General features: G+C 30.7%; 16 protein-coding genes. 7 read left to right on the top strand and 9 right to left on the bottom strand.

All coding sequences use genetic code 11. The features are described 5' to 3' along the window. The first annotated feature begins 1 nt into the window (after nt 1). Nucleotides 2-124 (top strand): FeoB-associated Cys-rich membrane protein, encoded by a 123-nt coding sequence (locus tag AC3ITQ_RS04785; protein WP_072969975.1) that lies wholly within the window; start codon nt 2-4, stop codon nt 122-124. Nucleotides 125-852: 728 nt separating this feature from the next. On the opposite strand, the gene AC3ITQ_RS04790 is transcribed toward AC3ITQ_RS04785, so the two are convergent. The 3 genes from AC3ITQ_RS04790 to AC3ITQ_RS04800 all read right to left on the bottom strand — a co-directional run bounded on the left by AC3ITQ_RS04790 (nt 853) and on the right by AC3ITQ_RS04800 (nt 3,484). Continuing rightward, complete coding sequence (locus AC3ITQ_RS04790; protein WP_489237033.1) at nt 853-1,506, bottom strand: HD domain-containing protein; 654 nt, start codon at nt 1,504-1,506, stop codon at nt 853-855. Between the two features lie 191 nt (nt 1,507-1,697). Beyond that, entirely contained in the window at nt 1,698-2,690 is a 993-nt protein-coding gene (locus tag AC3ITQ_RS04795) for an acyl-ACP desaturase (protein WP_489237034.1), read from the bottom strand. A 53-nt stretch (nt 2,691-2,743) separates the two neighbouring features. Beyond that, nucleotides 2,744-3,484, bottom strand: coding sequence for a lysophospholipid acyltransferase family protein (locus tag AC3ITQ_RS04800; protein WP_489237035.1), 741 nt, complete (start codon nt 3,482-3,484; stop codon nt 2,744-2,746). A gap of 287 nt (nt 3,485-3,771) precedes the next feature. Between AC3ITQ_RS04800 and rnpA the strand changes: the two genes are divergently transcribed. From rnpA to AC3ITQ_RS04820, 4 genes are all read left to right on the top strand, one after another. Further along, nucleotides 3,772-4,176, top strand: a complete 405-nt coding sequence (rnpA, locus tag AC3ITQ_RS04805; RefSeq protein ID WP_194656464.1) for a ribonuclease P protein component — start codon at nt 3,772-3,774, stop codon at nt 4,174-4,176. An 80-nt stretch (nt 4,177-4,256) separates the two neighbouring features. After that, nucleotides 4,257-5,096, top strand: coding sequence for a DUF4349 domain-containing protein (locus tag AC3ITQ_RS04810; RefSeq protein ID WP_489237036.1), 840 nt, complete (start codon nt 4,257-4,259; stop codon nt 5,094-5,096). A gap of 3 nt (nt 5,097-5,099) precedes the next feature. After that, complete coding sequence (locus tag AC3ITQ_RS04815) at nt 5,100-6,737, top strand: S41 family peptidase (RefSeq protein ID WP_489237037.1); 1,638 nt, start codon at nt 5,100-5,102, stop codon at nt 6,735-6,737. 4 nt (nt 6,738-6,741) lie between these two features. Next, on the top strand, nt 6,742-7,545 hold the full coding sequence (locus tag AC3ITQ_RS04820; RefSeq protein ID WP_489237038.1) for an OmpA family protein: 804 nt from the start codon (nt 6,742-6,744) through the stop codon (nt 7,543-7,545). Here AC3ITQ_RS04820 and AC3ITQ_RS04825 read toward each other — a convergent pair. From AC3ITQ_RS04825 to AC3ITQ_RS04845, 5 genes are all read right to left on the bottom strand, one after another. Beyond that, nucleotides 7,532-8,833, bottom strand: a complete 1,302-nt coding sequence (locus tag AC3ITQ_RS04825) for an HlyD family secretion protein (protein WP_489237039.1) — start codon at nt 8,831-8,833, stop codon at nt 7,532-7,534. The two genes, AC3ITQ_RS04820 and AC3ITQ_RS04825, sit on opposite strands and share 14 nt — an antisense overlap. 1 nt (nt 8,834) lies before the next feature. After that, nucleotides 8,835-11,027, bottom strand: coding sequence for a peptidase domain-containing ABC transporter (locus AC3ITQ_RS04830; protein WP_489237040.1), 2,193 nt, complete (start codon nt 11,025-11,027; stop codon nt 8,835-8,837). 126 nt (nt 11,028-11,153) lie between these two features. Then, nucleotides 11,154-11,333, bottom strand: a complete 180-nt coding sequence (locus AC3ITQ_RS04835) for a hypothetical protein (protein WP_489238893.1) — start codon at nt 11,331-11,333, stop codon at nt 11,154-11,156. Between the two features lie 574 nt (nt 11,334-11,907). Continuing rightward, nucleotides 11,908-13,035 (bottom strand): hypothetical protein, encoded by a 1,128-nt coding sequence (locus AC3ITQ_RS04840; protein ID WP_489237041.1) that lies wholly within the window; start codon nt 13,033-13,035, stop codon nt 11,908-11,910. A 92-nt stretch (nt 13,036-13,127) separates the two neighbouring features. Beyond that, nucleotides 13,128-13,292, bottom strand: coding sequence for a hypothetical protein (locus AC3ITQ_RS04845; protein ID WP_489237042.1), 165 nt, complete (start codon nt 13,290-13,292; stop codon nt 13,128-13,130). A 253-nt stretch (nt 13,293-13,545) separates the two neighbouring features. Here AC3ITQ_RS04845 and AC3ITQ_RS04850 point away from each other — a divergent pair, with 253 nt between their 5' ends. Together AC3ITQ_RS04850 and AC3ITQ_RS04855 are read left to right on the top strand one after the other, a co-directional pair. Beyond that, complete coding sequence (locus AC3ITQ_RS04850; RefSeq protein ID WP_489237043.1) at nt 13,546-13,869, top strand: helix-turn-helix transcriptional regulator; 324 nt, start codon at nt 13,546-13,548, stop codon at nt 13,867-13,869. A 41-nt stretch (nt 13,870-13,910) separates the two neighbouring features. After that, nucleotides 13,911-15,377, top strand: a complete 1,467-nt coding sequence (locus AC3ITQ_RS04855) for a lipopolysaccharide biosynthesis protein (protein WP_489237044.1) — start codon at nt 13,911-13,913, stop codon at nt 15,375-15,377. 19 nt (nt 15,378-15,396) lie between these two features. Here AC3ITQ_RS04855 and AC3ITQ_RS04860 read toward each other — a convergent pair whose 3' ends face one another. Beyond that, nucleotides 15,397-15,843 (bottom strand): GNAT family N-acetyltransferase, encoded by a 447-nt coding sequence (locus AC3ITQ_RS04860; RefSeq protein WP_489237045.1) that lies wholly within the window; start codon nt 15,841-15,843, stop codon nt 15,397-15,399. Between the last annotated feature and the right edge of the window lie 118 nt (nt 15,844-15,961).

The following is a 15,961-nucleotide window of genomic DNA, read 5'->3' on the forward strand; positions in this document are numbered from 1 at the left end:
TATGATACAAGAAATTATTGCCTTTGGAATATTATTAATCGCTGTCGCTTTTTTGATTAAGAAGTTCTTTTGGAAATCTAAAAAGAAAAAAGACTGCGGTGATGGGAATTGTGGGTGTTCGTAGAGGAAAGGTTCTAAGGTACTGAGGTTCTAAGATGCTAAGGTTTTGGAAACAATTCACAGAGATACACAGAGTAAAAACACAAAGCAGTAAAAAATTAACTTAAGAATATGGCGAACTTTATTTATTATGCATTTTTCATATTCTTAAATCTATTTTTATTCTTATTTCTTTCCAAAAAGAATCTTTTAAATCGTTTTGTTACTTTTATTATAGCAGCAATTTTTATAGTTATCTATATAACACATCAATTAAATTTCTTCTCACATCAAATAAACCCATTCGATTTCCGAAAAATATGCGCTTTTAGTATTACTCTAATATTCTGGTTTTACTTAAATAATTATATATTAAAAAAAATGGAGACAAAGATAAGTTCTCTAAATTTTTTCAATAAATGTATATATATATTTATTGAAAAAGGATTTTTAATTTATCTCCTTTTTATAATGACAACAATAACTCAACTAGATTGGGTTTCGCGTATACACCAACCTAGGATTTAAAAAAAACATTTCACAGAGATACACAGAGTAAAACACAAAGCTTCACAGAGATTTAAATTTCTTTGTGAAGCTTTGTGGTTTCTTGGCGAGTCTTTGGGGAATAAAATTATGAAGGAAAGTAATTTCACAGAGATACACAGAATAAAAAAACACAGAGCTTCACGAAGAGTTAAATTTCTTTATGAAGCTCTGTGTTTCCTTGGCGAATCTCTGTGGAAATAATATCTACTTCACTCCTTCCCACTCTGCATAAAACTGCGCCAGGAACGTTTCCATGAATTTATGTCTTTCTGCAGCGATTTGTTTTCCTGTTTCCGTATTCATTTTATCTTTTAAGAGTAAAAGTTTTTCGTAGAAGTGATTTATCGTTGGTGCATTGTTCTTTTTGTATTCTTCCTTGCTCATGTTTGTTACAGGCGCAATTTCAGGGTCATGTAAGGCACGATTTTTAAATCCGCCATAATTGAACGCTCTTGCTACTCCAATTGCCCCTATCGCATCTAAACGATCCGCATCCTGAACGATATCCAATTCTACAGACGAGAAGTTCTTTTCGAAATTTCCGCCCTTATAAGAGATGTTTTCGATGATGTTTACCACGTGTTGAATGGTATCTTCAGAAACATTCTCAGATTCCAAAAACAATCTGGCCGTTTTTGGCCCGATGGTTTCATCTCCATTATGAAATTTACTGTCGGCAATATCATGAAGTAAAGCGCCAAGCTGAACAACAACCAAATCGCAATCAGTGTCTTTTGCAATTAAAAGGGCATTTTTATAAACGCGCTCGATATGAAACCAATCGTGTCCACCTTCGGCATCGTTTAGTTTTTCTTTTACGAACGCAATTGTTTTATTTATTAAGTTGGGATTATTCATAGTTTTATTTTGCTTTGAGAATGGCACGCGGATGAAATGGATTTGTACGGATTAGCACTGGCTTTTTTCTATTTTAAATAAAAATGTTGATTGTCAAAGCTTACACTTCAACAATCAACAATATATTTTCAATGTCAATTACAATATCAAAATTCAATTGCAATATCAGTCTGAAATCTAAATTCTAAAATCTACAATCTAGCAGGCTCAACCCATTTAAAAATGTGAGATTCCTGCGGGATTACTAATCTTTCAGAGATTCTTGCCATACGAGCTGGTAATTTCATTAAGTAATCACGGGCTTTTTCAGCTTCATCTGTTAAACCAGACATTTTATCAATTTCCCACTTATCCATTAATTTCTGCATAATATCTACATAATCATTGGCAGTATAAACCCCAATACGTTGTGCTGAGTCAGAGAATTGTTCGAAAGCAGAACTGATCTTTTGACCTGATTCTCTCAAAAAGTGAGCCGGCATAACGATTTTTTGTTTCATCATGTATTGAAACGCCAACATCATTTCACTTGGATCAACTGCAAAAATACGTGTAACGAATTCGCTGTATGCATGGTGATGACGCATTTCGTCACCCGCAATCATTTTACACATTTTAGACAACTTGTTATCGCCAAATTTCTTAGCCATTTGAGCTACTCTATTATGCGAAACATAAGTTGCTAATTCCTGGAAACTAGTATATACAAAGTTTTTGTATGGGTCAGATCCAGTTCCGATATCAAAACCGTCGTTGATTAAATGCTGTGTTGTCATTTCGATTTCACGCATGTTCACACGACCAGACAAATACAAGTATTTATTTAGCAAATCACCGTGACGGTTTTCTTCTCCGGTCCATTGACGGATCCATTTAGACCAACCGTTTCCACCGTTTTCAACCTGATTTATTCCTTCAACATCCATCAACCATGATTCATAAGTTGGTAAAGCCTCTTCAGTGATAGTATCACCTACTAAAGTTACCCAGAAATCATATGGTAATTCTTTGGCAATTTCGCGTAATTCTCTAACCTCCTCAAAGAAATTATCTCCTTCAGAATTAGGTAGAAAATCTGACGGCTGCCAAATCTTTTCTACTGGAATTAAATACTGTTCTACGAAGCTATCCACGTTTTTTTCCAAAAACTGCATAACTTCTAATCTAATGTTTTTTATAGACATTACTTATTTAAGATTGCGATTTCTGTTTCAGTTTTATTTCTGAAAACAAAAATCTATTTATACTCGTTTACTCCTTCAACAACTGCCTTTTCTGTCAACTTCATCAACTCGGCAAAATCATAATCTTTTACAGCCATTGCTTTATGTGCGGTAAAGGTAAGATGATTTCCTAAACCAACCGGGAAAAAGCCATATTTTACCATTTTCCATGAATTGTTGATACTTACCGGAACCACATACGCTGATGGCGCATATTTACAAAGAATTTTCAAACCGCTTTGGGCGAATTCTTTTGGTTTACCAGTTTTACTTCTTGTGCCTTCGGGGAAAATTACTGCAGATCTTGTATTCTTTTCAATATATTCAGACAAGCCTTTGATTACAGGAATCGCTTGTTTAGGATCTTTACGGTCAATTAGTACAGATCCTCCACGGCGTAAATTGAAAGATACACTTGGGATTCCGCTACCTAACTCCTTCTTACTTACAAATTTACAATGAAATCGTCTAAAATACCAAATCATTGCGACGATATCGTACATACTTTGGTGATTTGACACAAAAATCAACGGAACTCCCGTGGGAATTGTCTCTCTATTCTCGATTGTATATCTGGTTCCCACAAGATTGGTGCATCTTAAAAGGAAAAAATTTAAATAATCAACGCTAATTTTATGAGCCTGATAGCCAAAAACATTTAGGCAAATCCATTGTATCGGATGAAAAACAACCAGACACAATCCAAAACATAAATAGTAAATTACGGATATGGGATACGAAATTATCTTTTGCATGCTTTAAAAAATTAATTGCCAAAAGTAATAAATAAATTTTTAGCGGTATAAAAATTATACAAGTATCAGCATATACGGTACTTAAAAGAAAAAATGCTCTAAAAACTACACCAATTTGTACGAATTATATTTACATTAATAATTGGATTTTACAAATTTAAGCGCTGTGGGACTATTATACATTATAAAAAAAGTGCCAATTCATTTCATAAAACCCATCAACCACTTTAAACCGAAAATAAAAAAATTACCTTTGTACCTGAAATTGCAAATTTTTTCTGAATTAAATGAACTTCACTTACCCCAAAAATGAACGCTTAAAGAGCAAAACGACAATTGGATTATTGTTTTCCGAAGGAAAATCAGTTTCAAAATATCCGTTGCGTTTGGTTTACCGTCAGGCGGAAGCTGATTCTGAAGAAAAAATTAAAATGGGCGTTTCGGTTTCTAAGAAATATTTTAAAAGAGCCGTTGACCGTAATTATTTTAAACGCGTTCTTAGAGAAACGTATCGATTGAACAAACATTTGCTTTGGGATAATGTGGAACAGCCTTATTCTCTGATGTTTTTTTATCAAACGAAAGACAAATTATCGTACGAAGAAATCAATACTAAGACAATTCAGTTGTTTGAGAAATTTCTGCAACAAATAAACAAAACGACAGATTCTGAAACCAAAACAGAGATCTAAATCTCAAAAAACAACTTTGTTTGTCAAATTAGAGAAAAAATTATAAAAAAATTGTAGTTTTAACTCTAAATTGGAACTTTATGAGATATATTTTCTGTTTTTTCTGTTTTGTTTTAATTCTTTCTGGTTGTAAAAAATCGTACGATTCCAAAGATACAGTTATGGCCGTTCAAACGGTAAAACTTCCTCCTAAAAACGAGTCAGCTGCTTATGACAAAAGTTTAGATCAGTCGGCTCCGGCAGCTCCATCAATCAAAGAAAAAATTGAACAGAAAATCATAAAAGAAGCGACTTTAAGATTTGAAACCGATGATCTTGAAACTACTTTCAATCGAATTCAAAACGCAGCGACGACCAATAAAGCAAGAATAATAAACGATTCTGAAGGAAAAGATTTTGCAACTGTTTTTAGAAATCTTACAGTAAAAGTTCCAAGTCAGAATTTTGATCGTTTTATAAGTGATATTTCTAAAGGGGTTTCTTATTTTGAAGTTAAAAGTATATCTGCCGAAGATGTTACGGAACAATTTATTGACCTAACTTCCAGATTAAAAACCAAGAAAAAACTAGAAGAACGTTATCTAGAAATCTTAAAGAAGGCAAATAAAGTAAGTGAGATTTTAGAGATTGAAGAACAAATTTCGGCTATTCGCGAAGAGATCGACGCCAAAGAAGGCCAACTGAAATATTTGGAAAGCCGCGTTTCTGAAAGCACTATTACTATTGAGTTTTACAAAACAATTGCCGAAAAAGAAGGCGTTAAAATATCGTATGGCTCCAAACTGTGGACAGCGATTAAATCAGGATTCTTTAGTTTATCTGATTTATTTATTTCATTATTAAGCGTTTGGCCGTTTGTTATCTTATTTTGTTTAGTAGCCTATTTTATTAGAAGAAGATTAAAAAGAAAAAAAGCATAAATCATGTATCCTTATCTCAAAAAGAAGTTCGTTATACCAGCGGTTGCCGCAGGATTTTTATTTATTGGAACCAGTTTCAAAGATGATTTCTTTGAGATCGCCAAGCAAATCGAAATCTTCACAACTTTATTTAAAGCTGTCAATACCAATTATGTCGACGAAACGAATCCGGGTGATTTGATGGACAAAGCCATTAAAAGCATGTTAGGAAGTTTAGATCCGTACACAGTTTACTTTAACGAGCAAGATGTTGTCAACTTCAAAATCAACAATACCGGAGAATATACCGGAATTGGTGCTTTGATTTCCCGTAAAAAAGACCGCTTGATTGTTCGCGAGCCTTATAAAAACTATCCAGCTGATAAAGCCGGATTAAAAGCGGGTGATGAAATTATTCAGATTGGTGATGTTTTGATTGCCGATTTTAAAGACGATGCTTCGCAATTATTGAAAGGAACAAAAAATACCAAAATCCAGATCAAGTACCTTCGTCAGGGAAAAACCTTAACAACTGAGTTGGTTTTGAACGAAGTTGATATCAAATCGGTTCCGTTTTACGGAAAAATTGATGATAAAACAGGCTATATTGTTTTGGCACATTTCAGCAGAAAAGCGGCTGCAGAAGTAAAAGAAGCTTTGGAAAAACTGAAAGCTGACGGAGCAACGCAAATTGTCTTGGATTTAAGAGGAAACCCAGGCGGTTTACTAAATGAAGCAATTGATATTTGTAATTTATTTGTTCCGAAAAACGAAGTTATCGTAACAACAAAATCACGAATTGAAAAACACAATAACACTTATAAAACCACCAAAGAACCAGTTGATACACAAATTCCACTAGCGATTTTAGTGAATGGAAGAAGTGCCTCGGCATCGGAAATTGTTTCCGGAGCTTTGCAGGATTTAGATCGCGCTGTTATTTTAGGAAGCCGCAGTTTTGGAAAAGGTTTGGTTCAGCGTTCTGTTGACCTGACTTACGGAACTCAATTAAAAGTTACTATATCACGTTATTATACACCGTCTGGTCGTTGTATTCAGGCTTTAGATTATGCGCATAAAGACAAAAACGGTGTCGTTCAAAAAATCGATGCTAAAAATTTCAATGCGTTTAAAACCAGAAAAGGAAGAACGGTTTATGATGGTGGAGGTGTCTTGCCAGATATTGAATTAGACGAAACTAAAATGAGTCCGATTACGACAGCATTATTGAAGAACGACGGGATCTTTGATTACGCCACAACTTATTATTACAAAAATCCAAATTTAGGAGATAAGATTCCGGTATTGACAGATGCAGATTATGCTAGCTTTAAACAATATTTAAAAGCGAATAAAATCAGTTTTGATACGGAGACCGAAGTGGCTTTGAAAAACACTTTGGCAGCAGCCAAAACGGAAAAAATAGACGAAACCATTGCTCCGGAATATCAGCAATTATTAGCCGCACTTGAAAAAAGTGAAACTACCTTATTGGATAAAAACCAAAAAGAAATTAAAGGTTTAATTCAGGAAGAGCTTATCAAAAGATACCAATATCAGGAAGGTTTATATCAATTTTATATTAAAAACAATTCAGAAATTAAAAAAGCGGTCAACGTTTTAAATAATCAAACCGAGTACAAGACGATTTTAAAAATTTAAAAAAATGAAAATTTGCAGACTCCTGTTTTTCTTTTTCATTTACAATTTATCGGCGCAGCAAAAACCTATTGAAACCATTTATTTTGAGTTTGATAAATATGATCTTACTCCCAAACAAACCGAAGTTGTAACTAAATTTATTAAAAGTATAGATACTACAAAAGTGGAGTCTGTACAGATTTACGGCTACTGCGATGACCGCGGTAACGACGACTATAATTTTAGATTATCAAATAATCGTGCTAATACGATTCAGAACCTCTTGGTTTCTGCCGGCTTTAATCAAAGCAAAATTGTTATTTTAGAAGGAAAAGGACGAGTTGTTGTAAAACCGGACACCGTAGACAATCTTCATGAAACCCGAACAAAAAATCGGCGGGTTGATTTGATTGTTGTAAAACGTAATAGTTTTGGAAAAGGTATTTATACCTCCTTTAAAGACAACTTAAAGGTTGGCGATAAGATCTACTTAGACAACATATTATTTGAAATTGGGAGTTCAAAACTTACTCCTGCTTCAAAAAAAGAACTGGATAAAATCGCCGTAAAACTTCAAACGGACAAAAAAATTCAGTTTGAAATTAGAGGTCACGTTTGCTGCACTCCTGAGATATATAGCGACGGAATTGACAAAGACACCAAAGAAAGACGACTTTCCTGGAATCGTGCCAAAACCGTTTTTAATTATCTTTCTACTAAAAAAGTCTCCAAGAACAGAATGTCTTATCAAGGCTGTGGAAATAAATATCCTTTAGGACGTGGTGATGATTTTGATCGCCGTGTTGAATTTGTGATTAAGAAGATTTAGCATTCCTTGTAAAAACATCTCTAAATTGATATAATAGGCGTTCAATTAATCTTAAATCTTCTGTTATAATATCTGCATTTCCTTGCATTTCTTGCTGAAATGGAATCTGTTTTCTATAAGAAGTTATTAATCCATTTGGAAGCGAAACATCAATTGGTAAATTGCCATCTTTATCGGGAGTTAACGAAATTGTTTTTACCATTCCTTTTATAATACCGAATTCTCGATCAGGAAAATTTGCAAGCTTAATATTAACTGTTTGCCCTGGCTTAATTTTTCCAGAATTTAGTAAAGGAGCCTTCACTTTACAGATATAACCATTTTCCTTACTAGGGACTATAACAAAAATAGTGGAACCAGCCTCGACTGATTGGTTTTTAGACCAGATTTGAATAAAGCTTATTTTTCCACTCACAGAGGATTTCAAAATATAATTTAGCTCCCAATCTTTTATAACTTTCTTTAATTGATAGAAAGCCTGAATTTTATTGTTTTCTAAATTGATGGATTCCTTGGTTTCATTTATATGCGTAGTTTTATTATTTCGGCTTAACTCATTTAATGAAGATTTTAATTGAGAAATCGTACTTAGTAAACCTTTATAGCCTTTTTGAGCTTGTAAATAAAGCAATCTTTGTTTCTCTACCTCTTGAGAAGCATAAATGCCTTTTTGAAATAAAGTTTCATATCTGTCTAATTCATTTTTTTGAAGAATTAATTCATTCTGGTTAATTTCTTTTTGTGATTCCAAAAGGTTTAATCTTTCTTGAAGTTGGGTTGCTTCATAAACTTGCGCTTTTCCCTCAATATAATAAGGCTGAAATTTAGTATTGAGTTGCTCTGCAATATATTCTTTCCTAAAGTTTGCAAATGCACTTTCTACCTCTCCAAATTGTGCTGACTTTAATTTCTCAAATGGAAACTGAATATCATTTGGATTAATAGTATTCAAAATGTCTTTTAGATTTAGTACATCTTGATATTTAGCTGAATTTTCTAAAACAGCTAATACTGTATTTTGTTTAACAAAGCTTTTGTCTTTAACCAAAATAGCTTCAATTCTCCCAGAAGTCTTACTAATTATTTTTTGAGGAGGCGTATTAGTCGTTATTATAATTTGTGAAATTATGATGTCTGGGTATTTTACAAACCAAGATATTGCAAATAAAATTATAATAAATAGTAATAAAATAGTGTTACCCCATTTTTGAATAGCTTTTGGAGGGTCTGATAGAACATCTCTAACTTCTTCACTATATATTTTTAGTCCGTCATTTTGTTCTTCCATCTTAATTCCCTAATTCTAATTGATTTTTTACCAATTCATAATATTTTCCTTTTAATTTGGTCAAATCATTATGATTGCCCTCTTCTACAATTTCTCCATTTTCAAGAACAATTATATTATCTGCATTTTTTACCGTGCTTAATCTATGAGCTACAATTATTGCGGTTTTTCCATATATAAAATTATTCAGGTTTTCCATGATTACTTTTTCATTATTAGCGTCAAGTGCGCTTGTTGCCTCATCAAAAAATAAATAAAGAGGGTCTTTATAAACGGCTCTCGCAATCATAATTCGCTGTTCCTGACCTCCGCTTAAACGTATGCCTGAAGTTCCCAGTTCTGTATTGTATTTATTCGGTAGTTTTTCAATAAAATCTTCAATATTCGCTACAAATGCAGCATTGTTTAGTTTTTCCCTATTAATAATTTCATTTTGTTCAGACTCAGATATATTTCCACCAATTGTATCATTAAACATAAAAGTATCCTGCATGACAGCTCCACAATTTAAACGCCAAAAATCATTGTGAATGTCATTTAAATTAAGGGGGCCAATGTTTATACTTCCTTCTGTAGGATTGTAAAATTTTAATAATAATTTCATTAAAGTGGTCTTGCCACTACCACTGGCACCAACAATCGCTGTAGTTTTACCTTCAGGAATTTTACAATTAATATCTTTTAAAACTACAGGAGAAGATTTTCCACCATATCTATAAGTCAAATCTTTTAAAACAATAGATTTATCAGCAGGCAATTCTTTTGTTTTATGAGCTGATTGAATATCTTCATCTTCTTGTAAATGTACTTGTGCTAGTCGTTCCAAACTTATTTTCGCATCTTGCCAAGACTGAATAAATAAAACAAAGTTTCCTAGAGGCATATTAAGTTGTCCAACGATGAATTGTATTGAAGTCATCATTCCCAAGGTTAAATTACCATCGACCACTGCTTTGGCTGAAAGAAATGTGATTATAATATTTTTAAATTCATTAATAAAATTTGCTCCAATAGTTTGATATTGAGCCAATTTTAATGTGCTTAAGGAGGTTTTAAATAAGCTAATTTGATTAAATTCCCATTTCCAGCGATTTTTTCTTTGTGAATTATTTATTTTAATTTCTTTAACTCCATTAATAATTTGAATTAAGGATGTTTGGTTTTGTGATAGCTGATCGAATCTTTTAAAATCTAATTCAGCCCTTTTCTTCAAAAAGAAAAAAGTCCAGCCAACATACAAAAAAGCTGCAACTAAAAAAACGAGAAAAATGGTAAGATCATAATAAGCCAGAATCGCATCAAATATTACGAAAGTTACCATTGAAAAAATCATATTCAAACTTGAAGAAGATATGAAATTTTGAATACGGGTATGATCTGAAATTCTTTGTAAATGTTCTCCTGAGTTTCGTGTCTCAAAATAATTTACGGGTAATTTGAGCATTTTATATAAAAAATCAGAGATCATTTTTATATTGAACCTGCTGGTTATATGGATTAAAATCCATTCTCTAAAAACACTTACTAAAGTTTGTGAAAGAATGAGGACAAACTGAGAAATAAGTATTAAATAAATAAAAGGAATATCCTGATTATTAACACCAATATCAACTACTGACTGCATTAAAAAAGGCAAAATAAACTGAATAACTGTGGCAACAAACAAACCTATAAATATTTGATAAACCAGCTTTTTATAAGGTTTAAAATATGGATATAGAAATGAAAACCCTTTAGACCTTTCAATGTCATCGTTTTGTTCATTAAATTTTGTATTAGGCTCTAATATTAAAACAAATCCTGTTGCGTCTATTGAGTCTGTCCAAGCAGTTCTGAAATCTTCAACTGAATAGGTAAGCAAACCCTCAGCTGGATCTGCGATCCAAATTTTTGTTTTAGAGGTTTTATATACTACCACAAAATGTTTTTGACGCCAAGGAACAATAAATGGAGTTGGAGCTTCATTTACTAAACTTTCTATAGAAAGACGCATCCCAAGTGTTCTCATTTCTATGGCTTCTGCAGCTTCTGCAATTCCTGCCATTGTTACACCAAGCTTTGTAATACTTGCCTTATCTCTTAAAAATTCTCTTGAAAAAGTTTTACCATGATATTTAGCAATCATCCTTAAACAAGTAGGCCCACAGTCTTTTATGTCCAATTGTTTAAAATGTGGAAAATCTTTTTTTATCATTATTATGTTCTTTTAGCTAATGCTAATAATTATTTTATTTCTTATTAATTATTTAATATTAAAACTTCCATCTTACTTGATATGGGTAAGTTTCATAAATAGTATTATCTTCATTTATTGTATAACCTATTTTCGCATCTTCTTTGGCTTGCATATATAAAGCCTTAACATCTCCTGTTTAGTACCTAATCTAGCCATACATATTGATTTAAAATATTTTGCATCCGAAAAATTAGGATATATTTTTAATGCCTTCTCAAATTCAGCAAAAGCTTCTTTCCATATTTGTTGTTCATATAATGCTATACCATAATAAACAAAGCTGTAGGATGTTCCAAACTTTCCCTATTTTTAAAAATGTCATCAATATATTCTTTGAATAGTTTATCTGCTTTCGCATATTCATTCAATTGCAAATAGCACAACCCAATGTAAAAATTATAGGTGTGATCCATAACATGTTACCAAATTTTTTGATATAATCTTCAAAATCAATTATGGCTTCTTTGTATGTTTTAGCAAAAACACATTTAATAAATGCCCTATAAGGTTGCCATTCTTGTGGAGCGTATATCACAGCCTTATTAATGTACTCATTCCAACTTCGTATTTTCTTGCCTTAAAATACGGCATTGATTTTTTTGCCATAAATTAGCAATAGTACTATCTATTTGAAGTCCTTTATCAAGACAATTTTACCATTCAGTCATTTCATAATTATAATTATGCTTCTCTGCACAGTTAGTAACAAATTCCTTTACTATACTCTCTTGTTGATTTGTTTTATCAATTACTTCAGTAGCTTGGCTGTAAGATTTTAGAAACATCAACAAGAATACAACTGAAATTCTTTTTACGGTATTTATCTTCGATTTAATAATCATATCGTGATCGATTTATTTAATTCAGTAAATTTTGAATATGTGAAATTATATGGTTGATTTATATACTTAAACCCTTTTGTTATTGGTTCCCATATGCCAAAAATTTTAAAATATTTATCTTGAATATTTCTATATATTTCAATACCACTTGGAGTCAAAACATTTTCAATACATTCAAAATAATTTATTATTTTATTACAATTCTGAATATCTTTTTTACATTTATTAATATAAAAACCAATTCTGGCAATAGCTTCATTTTTTTGTTCTACGCTAAACGAATTATTTTTTAAACAAGCATCCAAACATGTAAAAATTGTATAATAGGTATAGAACGCATGAATTAATACATAAATGGTTCTACTATCTTCATTTAATAATATCTTACCAATACTTTGTTCTTCGTTAATCTTAAAAAAATCTTTTCTGTTAAAAAACAAAGCACTTAAAATTATATGACCTGTCTGATGTGCAATATCATCTACAAAAAAAACTTCATCATAATCATCTTGATAAGCATTAAAAAATGCGATTCCGTGAGCAGAAATCGCAGCGAAGGAATTAGTAAGTTTAGGATCCGATTTAAAAATTACACATTTTTTACAGTTTGATTCGATTAATTGAAATTGTTCAGGAGCATTTTCTCTAATTAATTTAAAAGCCTTACTTAAAAAGGATATATTTTTTTCATATGCTCCATTAATTTCAATTTCATTAGATACAATTTCTTCATTATCATAATTTATATAAATATGTTGTAGAAATTTAATCTCATATTTTAAAATTTCTATCTCAGTATTTTCAATAAGACATATTTTCTCAAAAATCTCACTTTGGTCTTTTTTGTAATATCCTTTTTTTGCTATATAAGCAATCCCATCATTATTAAAAGAATAATTTATAAATATTTTTTGAGGTGATAAAAAATAACCTTGCATAATTTCTTCTAAAGAAGAATTTGCTTGCCTTGATTTTGGCAAATTAAAATAAGCAAAAAACAACGGTTCTAAAAAAACATTCTCATCATCAAAATCAATCTTTTCTAAAAGTAAAGGATCTTCCTTGTAGATAAGCATTTTAATGGTGTTTATAATTTCGGTGTTTATAATACTAAATCTCATCATTTGTATATAAAATTATGTATGAAAAGTGCTAATTAAAACTCAATTTAATAGAGACTGCTTATATAGCAGTCTCTAAATTCTAAATGATAATTTTAGTAACTAAATCCGACCCAATGCCAGAATCTATCAGCCCATTCATTAGCGTATCCACAAGAACCTTCATGGCATTGAGCCATTCCTCCCGAAATACTAGTTAATAATTCTTCTGAAACAGCTAATTCTGCTTTTTCCTTTAATTCGTCTAAACTTAATTTCATAATTAAAATTTTTTATGGTTATACATTGATTTATTTCCTCTAATCATAATTTAGTAAGAACCACTATGTCGACCTAGTATCTACATAAACTACTTAGGAATCTATTTGCCAAAACTATTAACTTATCAAAATATTCCTTATGCGTTTTTATGCGAATTTACATATATATTAAATAATAATAAGTTATAATATCTTACAAAATATTGTTTTATAAATATAAATTTTTTAATATTGTAAGGAAAAAATGTTAATTATGAGCAAAACAAAACTTATACAAACAAGGCTTTCGAAAGGATTTTCACAGGAGGAATTGGCAGATGTAATTGGAATGACACAATCCAATTATAGCAGAAGAGAAAGTAGTCGAAAAAACATTTCCGACATCGAATGGAATAGAATTGCAAAAGCATTAGGAGTAGAAATTGATGCTATTTATGAACCTGACGAAGTAAGCCAAATACTAAATAACACAACAAACATGTATCACTTTGATATTCCGGATTTTATCATGGAACATATGGAATTATTAAAAAAAGAAAATAAAAATCTTAGAGAGAAATTAAGAAAACTGAAGTAACTAAAATTTTTATCGATAATAAAAACAAGTACTATATTTTAATGAGTTTATATAAAAAATTATTCAAGCAAACAGCAATTTATGGATTGGCTACAGTCCTTCCTAAAATGTTCAGTTTCATGTTAGTTCCGTTATACACTGATCTCCTTCCTAAGTCTTCTTATGGGGAAGTAACGGAAATTTTTGCCTATATGATTTTTTTTAATATTATTCTATCTTATGGTATGGAGACTGTTTTTTTTAGATTTTATAATACTGAAACAGATAAAAATAATGTTATTGAAACAAGCATGGTTTCAATTTTTTGGACTACTATATGCTTTTTATTTTCAGCTTTATTATTTCGAAATACAATTTCTCAAATATTTGATATTGATGTAGAATATATTACCTATGCCATTTGGATTTTAACTTTTGATACGTTATCAATAATTCCATTTTCGAAACTTAGGGCTAATCAAAAAGCAAAAATTTATTCTATAATTAAAATAGGAAGTGTTATTATGAATCTAATTTTTAATGTTTTTTTTCTAAAATATCTTCCAAAAATTTCTAGTTCACATTCTAATGGAATTTTAAGCAATTTTTATTTTGATAATTTTCAAATAGGTTACATTCTCTTATCAAATATAATATCTAGTATCATTACATTTCTAATACTTATACCGAATTATTTTAATCTTAATTGGAATTTTGATTTTAATTTATGGAAAAAAATGATGCGTTATGGATTTCCAATATTAATTGCTGGAATAGCTTTTGCGATAAATGATCAATTTGATAAAATACTATTGGCAAAATTATTACCTATAAATATTGCGGAATCTCAAGTAGGTATTTATGCAGCTTGTTATAAATTGGGACTATTTATGGTTTTATACAGAACAGCCTATACTCTTGGAATCGAGCCTTTCTTTTTTAGCTATGCATCTAATGAAAATGCACCTCAAACATATGCATTAATAACTAAATATTTTGTCATTTTTGGTTCTTTCATATTATTATTTGTAATAGTATTTATAGATATTTTAAAAACTATAATGATACAAAACTCCTCTTATTGGGAAGCCATGGGAGTGGTTCCATTAATAATTTTAGCAAACTTCTTTCTTGGTATTTATACTAATCTCTCCGTTTGGTATAAACTCATTAATAAAACACATATCGGAGCTTACATATCAATAATTGGAGCTATATTAACATTAATTATAAATTTTGCACTAATTCCAACTATGAGTTATTATGGATCTGCAATCGCTACCTTAGTTGCGTATGGAAGCATGATGTACATCTCATATTATTTGGGAAACAAATATTATCCTATACCATACGATAAGAAAAAAATATTATCTTATTTAAGCATATCTATAGTGTTTTCTATAATTTCGTTCTATTGTTTTAGAGAAAACTATTATTTAGGCACTTCATTACTTATAATATATTTATACATAATATATAAAAATGAAAAAAACTTAATATTTTTAATTTTAAAGTCTAGAAAAAACTAGAATTATTATAAAAATCTAATTATTCCTTAACCATTTCAATATGCGGAATATCATCTTCCAGATACATTTCGCTTGATTGAACAAATCCATGGCTTTCGTAGAATTTCTTCAAATATAATTGAGCTCCAATAGTGATTTTATCTTTTCCGAAATTTGCTTTTATTCCAGCGATAGCTTCACGCATTAAATCGTGACCCCATTTTTTATCGCGGTAATTGGCATCCACAACAACTCTTCCGATGGAAGCATTATCAAAACTAATTCCGGCATCGAATAAACGTGAATACGCTACAACTTTCCCATCGTATTCGCCAATTAAGTGTAATGCTTTCTTGTCTTTGCCGTCGATATCCAAATAAACACAATTTTGCTCCACTACAAAGATCTCGCTTCTAACTTTAAGCAAATCATATAACTCATGAACAGTTAGTGCCTCAAACGGCTTTATTTTCCATTTTAATTCCATTGCAAACAATTTTAATTTGTAAGAGCAAAATTAAATTTAAAATTCAAAACTACTGCCATGTAAAAAAGAAATCCCGATTACAAAATGCAATCGGGATTTATATCGTTAATCTCTAATT

The sequence above is a fragment of the Flavobacterium sp. KH_001 genome (assembly GCF_057840745.1).